At 55.5% G+C, this 14,507-nt stretch carries 12 protein-coding genes and 1 pseudogene; 4 read left to right on the forward strand and 9 right to left on the reverse strand.

All coding sequences use genetic code 11. The features are described 5' to 3' along the window. Positions 1-99 precede the first annotated feature (99 nt). Entirely contained in the window at positions 100-333 is a 234-nt protein-coding gene (locus VSP_RS16260; protein ID WP_009961983.1) for a hypothetical protein, read from the reverse strand. Positions 334-521: 188 nt separating this feature from the next. Between VSP_RS16260 and VSP_RS41060 the strand changes: the two are divergent. Beyond that, a pseudogene (locus tag VSP_RS41060) lies at positions 522-1,379 on the forward strand (ISAs1 family transposase). A 5-nt stretch (positions 1,380-1,384) separates the two neighbouring features. Then, complete coding sequence (locus tag VSP_RS16280) at positions 1,385-1,588, forward strand: hypothetical protein (protein ID WP_198141407.1); 204 nt, start codon at positions 1,385-1,387, stop codon at positions 1,586-1,588. Between the two features lie 377 nt (positions 1,589-1,965). Here the strand turns inward: VSP_RS16280 and VSP_RS16285 are convergent, their stop codons facing one another. Next, the gene (locus VSP_RS16285; RefSeq protein ID WP_009961992.1) at positions 1,966-3,018 is read right to left on the reverse strand and encodes an FkbM family methyltransferase; all 1,053 of its coding nucleotides are present in this window, start codon (positions 3,016-3,018) and stop codon (positions 1,966-1,968) included. A gap of 144 nt (positions 3,019-3,162) precedes the next feature. Then, a complete protein-coding gene (locus tag VSP_RS43615; protein ID WP_269724134.1) occupies positions 3,163-3,291 on the reverse strand; it encodes a hypothetical protein in 129 nt (42 codons plus the stop codon). 238 nt (positions 3,292-3,529) lie between these two features. Here VSP_RS43615 and VSP_RS16300 point away from each other — a divergent pair, with 238 nt between their 5' ends. Continuing rightward, the gene (locus VSP_RS16300; RefSeq protein WP_009961994.1) at positions 3,530-3,877 is read left to right on the forward strand and encodes a hypothetical protein; all 348 of its coding nucleotides are present in this window, start codon (positions 3,530-3,532) and stop codon (positions 3,875-3,877) included. 100 nt (positions 3,878-3,977) lie between these two features. Here VSP_RS16300 and VSP_RS16305 read toward each other — a convergent pair whose 3' ends face one another. Further along, on the reverse strand, positions 3,978-5,228 hold the full coding sequence (locus tag VSP_RS16305) for an ISL3-like element ISVsp17 family transposase (protein WP_009961995.1): 1,251 nt from the start codon (positions 5,226-5,228) through the stop codon (positions 3,978-3,980). A 71-nt stretch (positions 5,229-5,299) separates the two neighbouring features. On the opposite strand from VSP_RS16305, the gene VSP_RS42350 reads away from it, so the two are divergent. Then, complete coding sequence (locus VSP_RS42350; RefSeq protein WP_156345832.1) at positions 5,300-5,509, forward strand: hypothetical protein; 210 nt, start codon at positions 5,300-5,302, stop codon at positions 5,507-5,509. Between the two features lie 364 nt (positions 5,510-5,873). On the opposite strand, the gene VSP_RS16315 is transcribed toward VSP_RS42350, so the two are convergent. The 5 genes from VSP_RS16315 to VSP_RS16335 all read right to left on the reverse strand — a co-directional run bounded on the left by VSP_RS16315 (position 5,874) and on the right by VSP_RS16335 (position 14,487). After that, positions 5,874-9,227, reverse strand: a complete 3,354-nt coding sequence (locus VSP_RS16315; RefSeq protein ID WP_009961997.1) for an SIR2 family protein — start codon at positions 9,225-9,227, stop codon at positions 5,874-5,876. Positions 9,228-11,089: 1,862 nt separating this feature from the next. Beyond that, complete coding sequence (locus tag VSP_RS16320) at positions 11,090-11,797, reverse strand: ABC transporter ATP-binding protein (RefSeq protein WP_029190501.1); 708 nt, start codon at positions 11,795-11,797, stop codon at positions 11,090-11,092. Next, positions 11,790-12,578 (reverse strand): ABC transporter ATP-binding protein, encoded by a 789-nt coding sequence (locus VSP_RS16325; protein ID WP_009962000.1) that lies wholly within the window; start codon positions 12,576-12,578, stop codon positions 11,790-11,792. Before VSP_RS16325 ends, VSP_RS16320 begins: the two co-directional genes overlap by 8 nt. After that, positions 12,575-13,552: a branched-chain amino acid ABC transporter permease gene (locus VSP_RS16330; RefSeq protein ID WP_009962001.1), complete on the reverse strand. Its 978-nt coding sequence runs from the start codon at positions 13,550-13,552 to the stop codon at positions 12,575-12,577. The genes VSP_RS16325 and VSP_RS16330 overlap by 4 nt, the downstream gene beginning before the upstream one ends. Positions 13,553-13,563: 11 nt before the next feature. Beyond that, positions 13,564-14,487: a branched-chain amino acid ABC transporter permease gene (locus VSP_RS16335; RefSeq protein WP_009962002.1), complete on the reverse strand. Its 924-nt coding sequence runs from the start codon at positions 14,485-14,487 to the stop codon at positions 13,564-13,566. Positions 14,488-14,507: the final 20 nt, after the last annotated feature.

The raw sequence follows: 14,507 nt of genomic DNA on the forward strand, positions 1-14,507 counted from the left end.
TCCGCAAGAACAGATCGAACTGGAACACCGTGGCGCTGTTGAACGAAGACGCACCGGTGCCGGTGACCGTCATCGCAAGGTCCTCTGCCACCGTCGCCGTCACTCCGCCGTGGCTTTGCCCCACCACCAGGAAGCTTCCTGCGCCCAGGCTGATATTGGCCGTGCTGCCACCCGTGATGCTGCGCCACCGCCGAGCTTGGCCCCAGCCGCCACGGAGACGCTGCCACTGCCCGTGCCGGACCCAGCGGCGTTGTTCACCAGGAGCATGCCTTCCGTCACCGTCGTGCCGCAGCTGTAGGTACCCAGCTCCCGCTGCCCGCCTGGCCGTGGCATGGCGCACCCCAAATCAGGATGAAGCCCGCCAGGAGGTCGAGAACGAGGTTGAACTGGGAAATCAGGCAGGAGGGATAGGGGAGATGAACAGGCACCAAGTCAGGGCTTACGCATGAACTGACTGTGAAAACATAAGATTTGTTAAGTATATGGTTTTTAGGGGGCTCCCGCCTTTTTGAGGTGAGAGCATGAGTTCCCAGCTTCCTTCTCAAGACGCTTTGCAAGCTTTGCGGGCCAAGTTTTCCAGACTTCCCGCCCCCGCCAGGCCGGCAAAGTTCTCCACCGGCTTGATGAAGTGCTCCTCATCGCCTTTTGCAGCACCTTGTGTGATGGCGAAAGCTATCTGGACATGGAGGACCTCGCCCAGAGCCAGCTGGTCATTGATGCCGTGGGGACACAAGGCCCCATTGCTGAGCAGATCATTGAGGCGGGTGCCGATTATGTTCTCGCCCTCAAAGCCAACCAGCCCAGCGCACTTCAAGCGGTGAGCGCCCACTTCAAGGAGGCTGAGTCTGTGGATCTCAAGAGCCTGCGGCAGCGCAAAGTGTGACCTTGGAACTCTCCCATGGGCATTGTGAGAAGCGTGAGTACACCATCGTGGAGGATCTCAGATGGTATCACAAAAGTTGGAAATGGGCAGGGCAGGCCTGAAGAGCGTGGCCCAGGTGCGCCGTGAGGTGCAGCGCGACTACGATGGCCCACCTGTAGAGGAAGTGCATTACTTCCTGTGCAGCTTCAAAGCGGATGTGGAACGTCTGGCCAGCCTGGTGCGAGGGCACTGGAGCGTTGAAAACCGCTGCCACTGGGTGCTGGATGTGACCTTTGGAGAAGATCACCGCCAGGTACGAGATCGCACCGCCGCCCACAACCTGACCATCCTATGAGAGATGGTCATCAGCACCCTGCATCGGCACCCAGCCAAGATCAGTCTGCGTAGAAAGCGCAAACTCGCCACCATGGATCCACACTTCAGGCTCCCAATCCTCTCCCTCCTTCATGCGCGTAAACCCTGGCACCAAGCCGGGAGAGTCCAGGCTCGCAATTGAAGAATATGCAGCTACGTTCCAGGATGAAGCTACAGCAAGGTCAAGTTTGGAAACAAGGGGAGCGCTACATCCGGATCGTGCACCTGGAGCGTCTTTCCGTGGAGTACAAGGACATGACCGACCTCGAGGCCAAGACAGGCAAGCACCTCCAGGCGACCAAAAAAGAGTTCTGCCGACTCATCAAAGGCGCTGAGCTGCTGCCCTCGTGATCGGAGAGCGCGGCGAGTGTGCCCGGCCCCGTCGCCGAGGAGCGCCGCGCGAAGACGGCCCCCTGCCTGCTCGCCGCCAACTTCCTTTGGATGGTCGTGTGTGTCCAGGGAGTAGATTGCCCACGTTCCTCCCGCACACCGGTTGGCACCACCAGAACATATGCAGGCATCGCCACAGGCGCAGTCTGGATGTGCCATCCGGCCAGTCGCCGTGTGGACCCTTACCCCAAACAACGACAGCCAGACTTCGCGGTCTTTTGCTCTGCCTGCCTTGATCGCACTACCGCTTCGTTGCCTGAGCCGGTTGACACAACCAGACGACGCCTGAGGAGCATTCGGGACCTCTTTGCAGCGCAGCTCCTCAATTCACGACCACCTCACGGCTTTCTCGCCCCCAGCTTTCGCAACGTTTTGTAGGTTTTAGTGTATTTCCAGAGGCGTGACTTCAGAGTCTCGCCTATCTGCTGACGTAGCGCATCCAGTTCCCTGCGTGAGGCCTTTAGCAGGCCTGCCATCTTCTCTCGCTCCATGGAGCCAGCCTCAAGCTGCCTCCTCAAGTCTTCATTCTCCTGTTTTGCCAGATCCAGCGTCTGCTGCAGGTCCCCACACTTTGTCATCAGGGAAACCACGCCGGGATGCAAGGCATGAGGGTTGTTGGTAACAACAATGTCATTAACGGAATTGAAGCATGCCATATTGTCATGCACCAGCTTCATGGCTGCTTTAACAGGGTCCGCATCCATCCGTTCAAGCAAAACCGCCTCACTCTCGCTCTTGTTTACCCTGTAAACGAACTCAAACTGGGAGGTGATGCGGCGCATGAAGTCCAGGGGATGATTCCTGCTCTGGGATATCAAGCACCAGCTATTGAGCTCAAAGTAAACGACGGGGTTGAAACGCGCCAGGGTCGCCGTCGCCCCGTCAAAAAACTGTGGCTCGTGCCCTTCAATATCCACCTTGATGAAATCAAGACGTTCAAGCCCCAATCTGCCCACAAGATCATCCAACGCAAAACCCTCGATGTCGCTTGCCGATACTGAATCGCTTTCGCCGTCTGGCTCAATATAGCCAAAGGCTGAATTTTCGAGAAACCGGACCCGTTGTGTCTTGTCTGAAACCGCCTGATGATAGGCATCCACATTGGAAACGGCATTGTTTTTCAAATTCTCCTGAAGAAGCTGAAAAACCGTTTCCCCAGGCTCGAACGCAAACACCCTGCCTGATCTCAATCGCTCGCTTAAAATCAGCGACGTCACACCAATGTTGGCCCCCACATCAAGTGCAACGGCATCCTCAGCCAAAAACAGTCGGCAAAAGTGCTGAAACCTCGCTTCAAATCTGCCCTCAATGGCGTTGAAATACCGATCTGTGTCCGACACACCCGCCACCACGAAGGACCGACCGTTGACGCTGAAACACCTTGTACTCATGCAGAAAGGACAAACTACCCAGCAGCATAGATTGTCGTAGAAGGCATTCAAGCCTGGACACACGTCAAAAAAGTAGGCCAAGACCTGCGCCCGGCCGGACGTCTGGCCTTGGTCAAAGGGGGAGGAGATTACCTATCGCCCGGACTAGAACCTCCACTCAAAGCCGCCATCGAACGAGATTGGCTCGCCGGGATGGGAGCGGTTTGGGCCGGTCATACGGGTCTGCGAGGGGTTTTGCCAGGTGCGGGTGTTGTCCACCCACTTCCACATCATGGTAGAGGCACGGAAGCGACCGGAAGGGGAAGGGTTCTCGGATGAATGGCCGCTCAAAGCAGGCGGCAGATGGCTCGTCCTAGGCTTCGCTCCGCCCCTGAAGGACTTCGCACGAAAGTGGCCCGCGAAGACTGGATGAACATCCCATCGCCTGGTCCTATTCACGAGAAGGGAAACCCAAGGCACGCGAGATCGTCCTGGAGCAACCAGTCAGACTAAGGCACCGTACCCGTTGCATATGAAAGGCCCCGTGTACACCCGTCTCCTGAAACTGTCGGGCATTCTCGTGCTGGCAGCATTTGGCGTCGCCGCCTCCTTCATCCCCTGGGGGAGGGAAGACTCACTCCACGGCACCAGGTTCCCAGTTTTCACAGTAGCCTGGGACAGAAGCAAGGATACCGGCCTGTTCCTGGATTACCCCAATCCGCTCGCCTACATTCTGCTACAAGCTCACAATGCCCCACGTATGGGTGGTGTGTTTCTAAACAGAACTCAGGAAGTCTCGTTGAACAATATGAAACCGATGAACGATACTGCCGAGTGGCTTGCGGAAAAGCAGAAAGCAATCCAATTGGGCGTGGCCTAGAACATTTACACTTCTGATAGCGAACCAAACAGGCAATTTCCCGTTAACTTGAGATCTGTGTTAGAGTGCTTCGACCATGACAAAAAATGGCTCTTCGCTGTTATGGGTGGGTAAATGCGGGCCGGAGCTTCAAGTCCAGATCTCCTGCCATCCAGTACGCAATGGCTTGGAAGTTGGCAAAGTTGCGAAAGCCCCTTGCCCGCCGGCGGGCGGTTTGAAGGATCCCGTTGATGGCTTCAATCGCCGCCGACGTAACCCGGTTGGGGTAGTACGCAAGGATTCCCGCCCAGTGCTTTTTGATCGTGCGTGACAACTTGCGGAACGACTCCAGCCGGCTCCGGTCTGCCCACTGACACCATCGCTTGAGATGATGCTCTGCCATGAAGACCCCTGGCCACTCCCATGTCTCCTGCAGGTGCTCACGCAGCGCAAGGGCACGGCCAATTTCCTTGTACCGGGCGCACAACTCGTCTCGCAACTGCTTCTGCGAGGCTTTGAGCCCCTCCCAATTGCCCCTCAAGGCCCACAGCCCCCCTTTGACATCGGCACCCATGCGATGCAGTTGCTTGCGCACCGCATCGGTGGCCTCCTGGGCCAGCTTCATGACGTGGAAGCGGTCAAAGACCACTTGCGCTGCGGGGAAGTGCTCCGCCGCTCCCTTCTGATAAGCGGGGCTCAGATCAATGGCCACCACTTTGACCTGGCTTGGCTGCGCCCCATGCGCGGGCATGGCTTGAGCCACCAGCTCGACACACTCGCCACTGCGCCCCGGGGTCATGAACAACAAGCGTGCTGAGGCTCCTGTCTCAGGTCGAAGATCAACCGCCACTGTGGCATAGCGGTGGCCTTTGCGCGTGGCAGTCTCATCAATGGCCAGAACATGGACCTCGCTCCAGTCTTGGGAAGCATGGGCCTGTCCCACATAGTGATGCACCACCCGCCACAACCGGGTGTCGGTCTCTCCCACCAGACCGGCCACCGCGCTGACGGGCATCTCTCGGGACAGGGCCATCACCAGCGCTTCAAACATCAGCGTAAAGCCGCTGCCCGCTCGCGCCCAAGGAACCTCCACCTGCCTCACCCCGTGTTCAGGACAATCCACCCGCGGCACCCTCGCACTCAAGTAAGTGGCATGCTGCCAGAAGTTCAAATGCCGCCAGCGCTTCAACTCGTGATCATAGGACGTGCAAAGCTTGCTACAGCAGGGACAGGGCAACTTCGCACCGGACTGCACCTCAATCTCCAGGCACAGGAACATCTTGCCGCTCTGATCGCGCTCCAGACCACTGCCGATGACCTTCCAAGGTGCCGTCAGCCCCAATGCTGCCTCAAACAAGCTGTTCTGATCCATGCCTATCCTCTAGCAAAATCCCCACAAAAGACCAGAATCTACCCACTCAATTCAGCGAAGCGCCCAAAAAATTGAAAAAGGGAATCGAGCGCTTATTTTTGTTTAAAGATCCGACGTCAAAAGAATTACACCCTTGGGTGTATAACTTTCGGGCAAAGAATAATTCAAGAGACCTCCTGATTGCATCACCAGCATCTGACGCCCAAAAAAGGGTGATTTTGCTTTGCGACGGCGAAGCCGATGTGATCGCTGAAGATGCGTTTGTCAGTCGATTTGATTGAGATAAAAAAGATCTCTGTCACACGCCACAGGGCAAAAGGCCGAGACGGCGTTTGTGGGGCAAACGCTGACCAAAGTCCTCGAAGCCCTCAAGACCAGTGAGTCGGCCGTCCGTCCACCTCAGACTTCACACCGGGCCAACTCACCGCTGTTGCCTTTCCGGTCGAATCCGACGGCCGATGGCTCGTGCCGGTGAGACCGGCCTGTTTCTGGACTACCCCAATCCGCTCGGATACATCCTGAATCCCTTGTTGTTCGTGGTTGTTGGAGTTCTCACGTTTTCCGCAGCGCGATGGTGCTGGAGCCAGTTGAACAGAAACAGGTCCTGAACGGCACCCCTGCACCCCTCGCGAATCGAGATGGTCATCAATCTGGCGTGTGCAACTGAGATTTCATACTTTCGACTACATCCCCCTTGCCATGTGGTGCGTGGCTTCGCTTTCTGTAATCGCTTAGCATGCGGTTCAAAATCCTATCTTGCCATACCGTTTTCGAGTGGAATGCAATAACTATGCAGCTAGCCAGTATGTTACTTTCACCCTCCCTTTTCACATTAGCTTTGTCGCCCAGTTGTCGAACCTTCTCTATCTGATCGCCCGTGAGATTTGGCGCCCACCTTGATCGAGGTAATCCCATCTGGGTCCACAGAGCTACGGACGCTAATTCCTGAATCCCTTCGATTTCGCTTTCCAACCAGATTTCAAGAATGGAATCACGCCCTATGTCAGAAAGTTGGGTTGATGACTCACTGTAGTACGCCATGAGAGTCCAAGCCCAAATTGCAGCACCCACCACCGCGCTAGATCGATGCTTCAAGTTTGCAACAACTGGCTCTCTTAGAATGATCCATTCATTTAGGTCAAAGTGTCCTTCGGATTGGGTGTCAAATCGATCTGCTATGGCGAACAAGCCTCTGGCCACAAGCTCGTCCTCATCGCTTGTTAGCAGGCAATTGAGTTGCGGGTCAATTTTCCCTTTGGTCACCGCTTTCCCGGTCAATATTGCTCCCGCAATCGTGGCGCAGACGGAGTGTTGATATCTGAATGGGTGATCAAACCTCCTAAATAGCAACCATGAGTGGTGAAACAACTCTGTGCCATATGGGCCACGACCAATTGTACGAAGGTCCAGCGAATCTTGGCCTATCTTTGCGCATGACGCCACTACTTGAATTGCGGACGTAATTGTCTCAGGTGAAGCTTCAGCTTCTTCAACAAGACACTGCATGATTCGCGGGATCGCTGGATCTAGATGCTGCCATGAACTTTTGCTCACACCTTTGTCCGCGCGGGCTTGCGTGGTCGATTCGGGGTAGCTGACCCTTCTGATTAACTCAAGAATCAAGGGTTCAGCCTGCTTGCGTGACAAGACCGCAGCCATTGGAACAACTTCTTTCCACTCATCTGAGAGCAAACAATGCGCCAATGGAGTAAGGACGTTGTCATTGGTTTCATAGTCAAGATAATGCCCCTCGGCCGCAGCTACTGCGGCAAGGTACTCTTGGAATGTTAAATGTCTAAACTGATAAAATGGAACCGTTATACCTGCATCAACCTGCCGACCGGCTTCTAGCAAGACGCTGGAACGCAACTCGACTCTCTTGAGGAACTCAAGTGGAGAACCTTTGGAATATCGCCGAATGTGAGGCAACCGATCTCGAGCCTCTTCCAGAAGCTTCAATAGCTCTTTTTCAGTCGCAGTCTGTTTACCTTGCTTCATAAGCTGAAAAGCAATACAGGCAAGTTGCGGCACGGACTCTTTGAGATTGAGCGGCTCATGTCCTTTGATGTTCCATGTATCAAGCAAGACCTCGACTGCTCGGCCATACAAACTGACGCGATCAGGAGGGAGGCGACCTGCGCCGTGCTTCACCACCAAAAGCATCGTTAAAAGCAGGGGGTTTTCAGCAAGCCGATTTAGTGAAGGATTGGACAGCAACTGCCGAACAACCTCACCCATTTCCTCCACTGCTTCACTGGAATCTCCTGCCATGAGGCACCTCCAATGGTCACACAGGCTTCTAATTGCATCCGGTTCCAAAGGCGCAACTCGCCATCTTTCGCAAAACCTGGATAGCCGCGGTGCAATCAATCCAAACCCCGCTTCGCGACTTGTCACAACTAACTTTATCCTTGGATACTGATCCAAGAATGCCTCGAGGTGCTCAACAAATGACTCGCGTCCAGCATCATCATGTATCTCGTCCAATCCGTCAACAAGCAACAAAACGTTGCCAGCTTGAAGCAACGGAACTAAAGCTTCCCGTAGACCGTCAAGATCAAGTTGACCGGTAATGGCGGCAAGGTTTCCAAGAAGTGTCAAAATTGGCTTTCCTATATATTCTCGCCATTCTCGGCACCTTATTAGAACTGGCGTGAGGTCAACTGACGGCAAATGATCTTCAGTTGCGTTACGGCGATTGGGATTAGCATATGCTACTGCAAGGCGCTTCAATAACAGCGTCTTGCCGCCACCTGGCAAAGCAAGGAGTGCCAAACAGCGTTTAGATGTGAACGCCTTTCCGAAGTCGACAGGCTTTCCGAATCGTTTTACCCACTTGTCCAGTTTTTGTTGTGCCTGGGGGTCGTTTTTAGAGAACTCTGGAGAGCATCTAGTTACCTTCAAGGGCACAAAAAGGCGCTCGAGATCAAACTTGCGCTGACCAAGCTCCATGTCCGCCCGCACACCTTCGATGGTCATTTGACCACAGTCTCTCACGAGGTACTCCCTGTATCGTTGGAGCAGCGCCCTTGAATTAGCGTCGTCATTCACGCTGGGCCCGCTTGGTGCAATTGACTTATTTTGTAAATTTTTGGAGGGCAGAAGGGAATCTAAAAATTGGGGGAGATCTTGAAAACGCTCCCCGTATCCTATTGGCTCAACAAACCCACGCCAACTAGGATCAGCGTGGCGCATCGAAACTTGTGAGTTGAGTACCAATGCATAATGTTGGGGGGCTGCGGTGTTCATTTTCTCTCGCAACCATTTCACTAGGGCCGTGAAATTGGGGTCACTGAATGTCTCCCCGCAGCCGACAAAAAGCAAACGTTTGAATGAGCACATGCTCTTTTGCATGAGATCGCGAATTTCGCTTCGCAGTGTTGCGTCGTAGTCTCGTATGCCTAGAACGCAAGTGGCAGGTCTAGTCCATGAGCCGTGGAGATGTAGGATTCCATCGGTTTCATTTCGCATCCACGATGCTGCTTGTTTTACTTCATCCAAAGTGATCGCCTGACTACTTGTCACCGATTCCAGCAGGTGGTCGTAGTTTAATGTGCAGAAGGGTATTCTAGCGTTCTTTAGACCCACAATTGATCTTGCCAACGCCTCATTGCATGCGAATTCTGCTTTGAATACATGTTCCAGCCAACGCGAGTAGAGGTCTCCATTTGGCGCAGATAATTTGCGACTCACGAATTCCGCGGCGCCGAGCAAGTCGTCAATGTCTGTTGAATTGAGTTGGGCTTGCCACGCAGCGAATTGCACGTCGGATATAAGACCTTTTTTTTGCGCATGGGCGAATCCATCTTGCACGAGGCCTGCCCATGACATTGATGGCATTTTCCCCTCAGTCAGCGCGATGCTCACGCCGGTTCCGACAACTAACACAAGCTCCTGACGCGCTATTGATTCTTTGATCTGTGCCAAATCACTGTGTTGATTTATGCCTTGGACTGGATTGACATTGGCTTTGGGGCTTTTTTTGCTTCGCATTTTCATGGCCTCATTATTTTCATCGACAAATTAGACAAGAAATGTTTTGCTATAGGAAATCAAGTCCAAATAGAACGTTTAGCGTTTTTTGGGTGGGAGCTCTCGGCGCCCTACCCATTCCGCCTTTTTTTGGCTGTTGCAGTTTGCAACGAGCTTTGTATAGCCCAAAATTCATCGAGATCCCTCCACTCATTGTCGGTGACGCGCCCCACTGTGTGGTGCGCAATATTGGGGTAACTTTTCGCGATTCGCGTGCACTCGGCACACTTGGGCATGGATGTCGGCAGCTTGCGCCGTCCAGGCAAACAGGTTGGATCCTTGTTGTAACAGGGCTCGTAGGCGTCGATTGCGCAGATCAGGTCGGGCACACCATGGAGCCTCAGCGCAGTCGTTTGGTGGTGATGTCTCGAAAGAACCTCTCCACCATATTGAGCCACGAGATGTTTGTCGGGGTAAAATGCACCTGGATTCGAGGGCATCGCCTGAGCCAAGCCTGCCCCGGGGCGTGGTTGTGCGTTAGCATAGTTGCCGACGATGAGACGCAGGTGCTTGTCAGATGGTGTCGGGACTTGAGGAGTTTCAGCTCCTCCTGGGGTCGGTGTTGTTGCTGACGGGTGCTTATGACCGTGGCGTCTGCCACGTTGAGCGATGCAAACAACGTGGCGGTGTACCGTGCCGTTTGTAGTCATGGGTGAAGGTGGCGGCGAGCCCCGTCTTTAATGCCAGGGCCTGACTCCTCTCGTCACTACTCAGAACCAACACGTGCTCCACAAGACGCTGAGGGCTAAAAGCGCTTCGAGATAGGCTCTCTAGGGTTAACTCTTGCTTCTCATGCAAGGCGATGGTGACGGCATTGGACATGCGCTACAACAGCACAGGCATTGCAACGCAAGTGTCACACTAGTTGCTGCGCACTACTAAGTTTCATATAGTTCTTTATCCCAACATGTAGGAATGAAGTATTTGTGAATGCATCTAAAATTTGTCTCTAAGCAGGGAATGTTCGTCCAAGTAGTCGATCCTGCTTACAAGGAGAGGTGATTGCGAGTCTCGTCCTTCGTAGAAGATTCCAATGATCAATGGCCGGTTCTCCCTAAAAATGAATGCTGGTGATCCGCTGGCACCTCCAAGCATTGAGCTAGTTGTGTACAAGTCCGAATTGCCATTGCTTACGATATTGGCCTGGTTTGGCCAAAGGTGTACATGCCTAATTCCAACATGTGCTATGGGATACAAGGCCGCCCAATAGTCTTCTCGGATAGGTAGGGACAAGAGATGTCGACCAACGCTGGGATAACCTATAACGTAGCACTCTTCACCCTCTAGAGGTTTAGGGATTGGGTGAGGCTGAGTGAAAAACTTCTCCTCTAGAGTAGAAGGGTCTGAAAATATTGGGGTCGGCTGTGTAGTGGTGAAATATGCTTGATCAAGTTCACGGGATTCGGATTTCTCCCACAAGTGGAGTTCTTTGATGATGCAAAGGGTGCCTGAAATTGAAAACACTACCCGCCCTTGGGGATGGGATCTGCGAAAAATCTCCATCTCGTCCCAGACGTGAGCGCATGTAGCATGCAATTGAATTGCTCCACTGCGCATTCTAAAGCAAGTGCCAAGCGGGCGCCATAACTCTGGTTTTTGAATATCGTAGGCTAAGTAGATCGGCGATACACTCTTCCTTAAGTGGTCTCCGAGTTTAAGCAGTTGTTCGGAGAAGTTCATTGCGGAGGGTCAACGAATTGCACGGCAGGAAGTAAAGTGCATGAGAAGCTTCAGCGCAATTTCAGCGAAGTTCCCGAGAGTTGCAAGATGAGGGCCGAGGGGATCCGGGGTCGTTACGCGTCACTCATCGCCCCTGCCAGCCTTGCCCTCTAATCCCCCAAATAAGCCTCGCGAACCTGCGGATTCTGACGTAGAGCCGCCGCGGAGTCTTCCAAGATCACTTTCCCAGTCTCCAGGACATAACCGTAGTGGGAGATGGCCAACGCCAGGTTGGCGTTCTGTTCCACCAGCAGAATCGTCAGGCCGCGCTCTTTGTTGATCTTGACGATCTGGTCAAAGATGGCGCGGACGAGCATGGGTGCGATGCCGAGGGAGGGCTCGTCCAGCATGAGGCACTTGGGCTTGCTCATGAGGGCCCGGGCGATGGCGAGCATCTGCTGCTCACCACCGGAAAGGGTGCCGGCGAGCTGGGAGATGCGCTCCTTGAGCCGGGGGAACATGGTGAAGGCGTAGTCCACGTCCTCCTTGATACCGGCTTTGTCCCGACGCAGGTAGGCACCCATTCTGAGGTTCTCCTCAACGGTCAGGTTCGCGAAGACCATGCGGCCTTCCGGCACATGGCAGAGGCCCTTGGAGACCACGGCGTGAGGGGACTGGTTGGTGATTTCCTTCCCGTCGTACTTCACCTGACCGCCACCGGCGCGGATGAGGCCGGAGATGGCGCGGAGGGTGGTGGACTTGCCCGCGCCGTTGGCCCCGATGAGCGTGACGATGGACTTCTCCGGCACCTTCAGGGACACCCCGTGCAGGGCCTTGATCGTTCCGTAGGAGACTTCGAGTTGGTTGACTTCAAGCATCGAGCGGGCCCTTTCCATCCTCGGTGCCCAGGTAGGCGGCGATGACTTTCGGGTTGCTTTGAATTTCTGCGGGCGTGCCTTCAGCGATCTTCACTCCGTACTCGAGCACGGCGATGCGCTGGCAGATGCCCATGACGACCTTCATGTCGTGCTCCACGAGCAGCACGCTGATTTGGAATTTGTCTTTGATGAACTGGATGAGGTGCATGAGCTCCTCTTTCTCCGTGGGGTTCATCCCGGCGGCGGGCTCATCCAGCAGCAGGAGCTTGGGCTTGGTGGCCAGGGCGCGGACGATCTCCAGGCGGCGCTGATCACCGTAGCAAAGCGACTTGCACGGCGTGGACGCCTCCTTGCCCAGATCGAAGATATCGAGCAGGTCGAAGACCTCGTTCTCGATCATCGCCTCCTCATCCAGGAACGCTGGTCCGCGGAAGAGGGAATGGGCAATGCCATGCTGCAGGTGCATCATCTTGGCCGTGCGCACGTTGTCGAAGACCGACAGCGAGGAGAACAGGCGGATGTTCTGGAAGGTGCGGGCAATGCCGAGCTTCGTGATCTGGTGCGGCTTGTGCCCTGGCACGGAGACCCCGCCGAACTTGATGCTGCCGCCCGTGGGCTGATAGACCCCGGTGATGAGGTTGAACACCGTCGTCTTGCCGGCACCATTGGGCCCAATGAGGCCGACGAGTTCACCCGGCTGGATGGAGAACGTCAGGCCCCCGACAGCGCGCAAGCCGCCGAACTGGATGGTGACGTCGTTGAGTTCAAGGACCGAACTCATGCGGACTTCCTCCTTTTCTTCTCAAAGGTGACGGGCAGAAGGCCCTGAGGCCGGACAATCATCATGATGATAAGCAGGATCGAAAACACGATCATGCGGTATTTCTCGGCATCGCGGAGTTGCTCATTTAGCACGGTCAAGCCGATGGCAGCGACTACGACACCCAAGGTGCTGCCCATGCCGCCGAGGATGACCATGATGATGATGTCCACCGACTTGAGGAAACCAAAGCCCTTAGGATCGATGGCACCGAAGAGGTGGGCGTACAGTCCACCAGCGAGGCCCGCGAAGAAGGCGCCCAGCACGAAGGCCACCACCTTGTAACGCACCGTGTTCACCCCCATCGATTCACTGGCGACCTCGTCATCCCGCACCGCCAGGAAGCCCCGGCCGTAGGTGGAGTTCACCATGGAAGCCACGACATAGATGCAGATGGCAGCGATCCCGAAGACCCAGAAGAAGGTGGTGTAGTCTGGAATACCCCGCATGCCCAAAGCACCGCCGAAGGGGCCATTGCTGGCGGTATTCTGGAAGATGACCCGGATGATCTCATTGAACCCGAGGGTGACAATGGCGAGGTAGTCGCCCCGGAGACGAAGGGAGGGCACGCCTACCATCCAGCCGCAGGCCGCCGCACAGAGGCCGCCGACCAGCAGGGAGATGATGAACGTGACGGCATGCGGCGCAGGTCCGGGGCCACCCAGGAGGTTCATCAGAGAGGGCCCCATCTCCACCGAAACGGCAGCCGCCATGTAAGCGCCTACGCCCATGAAGCCGGCGTGTCCCAGGGAGAACTGACCGGTGTGGCCATTCACCAGATTCAAGCTCACGGCGAGGATGATGTTGATGCCTGCGATCAACATGATCTGCAGGACATAGGCATCGATGTTGTCTGATGCCTGCGAGACCCCGAAGCTGACCAGCAGGGCCAGCAGGAGGAGCGCTTGAGTACGGTACTTGAGAAGAAATTGCATCGTGACCAGATTCAGACCTTTTCACGTTCCACCTTGCCAAGCAGACCCGAGGGCTTGAACAGCAAAATGAGAATGAGGATGACGAAGGCGACGCCCTCCTTATACCCCGAAGGGATGCCCAGCTTCTGGCTGTAGCCGGTGACGAGAGTCTCCACCACGCCAATGATCATGCCACCCAGCGCGGCACCAGGGATGTTGCCGATGCCTCCCAGCACGGCTGCCACGAAGGCCTTGATGCCTGGCTGGATGCCCATGAAGGGATCCACGGAAGGATAGAGAGATGCGTACAAAATGCCGCCGGCCGCCGCGAGGGCAGAGCCAAGGCCGAAGGTGAAGGAAATGACCACGCTGGTATTCACCCCCATGAGGGCGGCCGCAGTGGGGTTCAAGGAAAGGGCCCGCATGGCCAGCCCCAACCGGGTGCGCATGACGATGTAGCGCAGTCCGACGAGGAGGGCGGTAGTCACCACCACCACAATGACCTGCGTCATAGTCACCGTCAGCCCGCCCAGTCCGCTGATGTTCTGCCGGGGGATCAGCGCCGGGAAGGGCTGCTGCGTGGCCCCGAAGACGAGCTGACCGGTGTACTCAATGAAGAGCGAGACCCCGATGGCGGTGATCAGGACGTTGAGCCGCGGGCGATTGCGCAGCGGCCGGTAGGCGAAGTATTCAATCGCAATACCGAGGGCCGCGCAGATCGCCATGGAGGCGAGCATCACCACCGCGAGCGCGAGGGGCCAGGGCAGGCTGTTCAGCAGGGGCTCGAGGGCCTTGTGGACATAGAGTCCGCCAAAGGCCCCGAGCATGAAGACATCCCCGTGCGCGAAGTTGATGAACCGCAGGACCCCGTACACCATCGTGTACCCCAACGCGATCAACGCGTAGATGGCACCGAGGAACAGGCCGTTGAGAAGTTGCTGAACGAACTGATCCAAGGTGCGCTCTCGATTAAGGG

Origin of the sequence: Verrucomicrobium spinosum DSM 4136 = JCM 18804 (genome assembly GCF_000172155.1) — a bacterium.
In the GTDB taxonomy this organism is placed as follows: Bacteria; Verrucomicrobiota; Verrucomicrobiia; order Verrucomicrobiales; family Verrucomicrobiaceae; genus Verrucomicrobium; species Verrucomicrobium spinosum.